At 72.8% G+C, this 3281-nt stretch carries 3 protein-coding genes; all 3 read right to left on the reverse strand.

Annotation, left to right across the window (positions count from 1 at the left end):
- Positions 1 to 111 precede the first annotated feature (111 nt).
- The gene (locus tag ACYVE9_RS20155) at positions 112 to 1890 is read right to left on the reverse strand and encodes an acetyl/propionyl/methylcrotonyl-CoA carboxylase subunit alpha (protein WP_461029290.1); all 1779 of its coding nucleotides are present in this window, start codon (positions 1888 to 1890) and stop codon (positions 112 to 114) included.
- Positions 1891 to 2333: 443 nt separating this feature from the next.
- Entirely contained in the window at positions 2334 to 2951 is a 618-nt protein-coding gene (locus ACYVE9_RS20160) for a Maf family protein (RefSeq protein ID WP_461029291.1), read from the reverse strand.
- A 27-nt stretch (positions 2952 to 2978) separates the two neighbouring features.
- Positions 2979 to 3107 carry a morphogenic membrane protein MmpB gene (gene mmpB / locus ACYVE9_RS20165; RefSeq protein WP_461029292.1) on the reverse strand — a complete coding sequence of 43 codons (129 nt, stop codon included), beginning with the start codon at positions 3105 to 3107 and terminating at the stop codon, positions 2979 to 2981.
- Positions 3108 to 3281: the final 174 nt, after the last annotated feature.

The following is a 3281-nucleotide window of genomic DNA, read 5'->3' on the forward strand; positions in this document are numbered from 1 at the left end:
CGGGGCGTCCGTGTCGGACGCCCCGGGCCGTTCGAACGACGCGCCCCCGCCCGGTGTTCGCAGCCGGAGACCGGAGGCTGGTGCCGGGCCGGGAAGGCACCGGTCGGAGCGTCAGTCCTTGATCTCGCAGATCACCGTGCCGGAGGAGATCGAGGCGCCGACCTCCGCGGTGATGCCCTTCACGGTGCCCGCCCGGTGCGCGTTGAGCGGCTGCTCCATCTTCATCGCCTCCAGCACCACGATCAGGTCACCCTCGGCGACCTGCTGGCCCTCCTCGACGGCGACCTTCACGATGGTGCCCTGCATCGGGGACGGCAGCGCGTCACCGGAGGCCGCGGCGGCGGACTTCCTGGCGCTCTTGCGGCGGGCCGGCTTGGCACCGCCCGCCACGGCGGCACGGGCCAGCGGCATGCCGAGCGACGCCGGCAGGGAGACCTCCAGGCGCTTGCCGCCGACCTCGACGACGACGGTCTCGCGGGTGTCGCCGTCCTCCTCCTCGTCGGTGCCGGTACCGGCGAACGGCTTGACCTCGTTGACGAACTCCGTCTCGATCCACCGGGTGTGGACGGTGAACGCCTCACCCTCGCGGCCGTGCACCTCAGGTGCGAACGCCGCGTCCTGCACCACCGCGCGGTGGAACGGGATGGCGGTGGCCATGCCCTCGACGCGGAACTCCTCCAGGGCGCGCTTGGCCCGCTCCAGGGCCTGCTTGCGGGTGGCGCCGCTGACGATCAGCTTCGCCAGCAGCGAGTCCCAGGCCGGTCCGATGACCGAACCGGACTCCACGCCGGCGTCCAGCCGGACACCCGGCCCGGACGGCGGGGCGAAGGCGGTGACGGTGCCGGGGGCCGGCAGGAAGTTGCGTCCCGGGTCCTCGCCGTTGATACGGAACTCGAACGAGTGACCTCGCAGCGGCGGGTCGTCGTACCCCAGCTCCTCGCCGTCGGCGATGCGGAACATCTCCCGCACGAGGTCGATTCCGGTGACCTCCTCGCTGACCGGGTGCTCCACCTGGAGGCGGGTGTTGACCTCGAGGAAGGAGATCGTGCCGTCCGCGGCGACCAGGAACTCGCAGGTGCCGGCGCCGACGTAGGACGCCTCCCGCAGGATGGCCTTCGACGCGCGGTACAGCTCGGCGGTCTGCTCCTCGGTCAGGAACGGCGCCGGCGCCTCCTCGACGAGCTTCTGGTGGCGTCGCTGGAGCGAGCAGTCACGGGTGGAGACGACGACGACGTTGCCGTGGGTGTCGGCCAGGCACTGGGTCTCCACGTGGCGCGGACGGTCCAGGTAGCGCTCCACGAAGCACTCGCCGCGGCCGAAGGCGGCGACGGCCTCGCGCACCGCCGAGTCGTACAGCTCGGGCACCTCTTCGAGGGTGCGGGCCACCTTCAGGCCGCGCCCGCCGCCACCGAACGCGGCCTTGATGGCGATCGGCAGGCCGTGTTCCTCGGCGAACGCGACGACCTCGTCGGCGCCCGACACCGGGTCCTTGGTCCCGGCGACCAGGGGCGCGCCGGCGCGATGCGCGATGTGCCGGGCGGCGACCTTGTCGCCGAGGTCCCGGATGGCCTGCGGCGGCGGGCCGATCCAGATCAGCCCGGCGTCCATGACCGCCTGCGCGAACTCGGCGTTCTCCGACAGGAAGCCGTAACCGGGGTGGATCGCGTCCGCGCCGGAGTCGGCGGCGGCTTTGAGGACCTTGGCGACGTCCAGGTAGCTCGCGGCCGGAGTGTCACCGCCCAGAGCAAAAGCCTCGTCGGCTGCCCGGACATGCAACGCGTCCCGGTCCGGCTCGGCGTATACGGCTACGCTCGCGATCCCGGCGTCCCGGCAGGCCCGGGCGACGCGGACGGCGATTTCGCCGCGGTTGGCGATGAGCACCTTGCGCACGATGACTCCCTCCTTGAAACAAGCTGAGTTTAGGTACTGGCGACACCGCACGCCGAGTCATCCGGTGGGGTGAGCTTGCCCACACGCACTGTAGCGGGACCGCCGGGCCCCACCTGGATTCCCCTGTTCCCCCACGGTACGCCGGGTCCACGAGTCTGACTCGAATCCTTGAATGTGGCCTAGATCTCGGCGCGTTCCTGCGCAGAGTTCACCGGGATTTTTGTGGGATCTCCACTATTCGCGGGGGTTTTCTTTGCGAGTTGGCCCCGGGCTGCCGCAGGGGTGCGCGACACGTTTCCCGGCCCTCCCTCGTACCCGCGGGTAGCGTACGCGCAGGCGAGCTATCACCCGCGGTGAGCACGTCGGGCCGGCGGGTGGGGAGGCGCACGGACGGACGTCGGCCGCGGCGGGGACACCGACCGGGCCCGCCCCGGCGGCGGGCGTCACGGGCTCCACAGGTCCGTGAGGGGGACGTGCAGTTCGGCCAGCAGGCGGCGCAGCAGCGGCAGGGAGAGGCCGATGACGTTGCTCGGGTCGCCGTCGATGCCGTCGACGAAGGGCGCCGACCGGCCGTCGAGGGTGAACGCGCCCGCCACGTGCAGCGGTTCACCCGAGGCGACGTACGCGGCGATCTCCGCGTCGGAGGGGTCGCCGAAACGTACGGTGGTCGCGGCGGTCGCCGACGCCCGGCGGCCGTCGGCGGCGTCGATGAGGCAGTGCCCGGTCAGCAGCACACCCGAGCGGCCCCGCATGTCCTTCCACCGGGCGAGGGCCTCCGCCTCGTCGGCGGGCTTGCCGAGCGCCCGCCCGTCCAGCTCCAGCACCGAGTCGCAGCCCACCACCAGCGCCCCGGCGGCCTCCGGGCGGCCGGCGACCGCCTCGGCCTTCGCCTCGGCCAGCTTTCCGGCCAGCTCGGTGGGGGTGTCGGCGCTGAGCGCGTCCTCGTCCACCCCGCTGACGACGACGTCCGGCACCAGCCCGGCCTGGCGCAGCAGCCCGAGGCGGGCCGGGGACCGGGAGGCGAGGACGAGGCGGCGAACCGGGAGGGTGCGTGTGGTCATGGGGTCATCGTAGGAGGAGCCGCGGCCTCACTTGATCCCGATGGCCAGGGTCAGGACGAAGACCACGGCGGCCAGCACCCAGCCCGCCCTGCGCAGTTCCGCCTGGGCGGTGCGCAGCAGCTCGGGGGGCTGATCGTCGGGATCGGACCACAGCATGCTCCCCAGCCTGCGACGGATGACGCCGCGCCGCCTGAGTACGGGTACTCAGACGGCACGGCGGGCCGGGGCCGGCCCTCTGACCGCTGACCGCCGTGCCGTCCGGCGGTCAGATCGGCCAGAAGGTGGAGCGCCAGGCCGTCGGGCCGGGCTGCGGCAGGCGCCGCGGCTGCT

This window comes from Streptomyces sparsus (assembly GCF_054776295.1).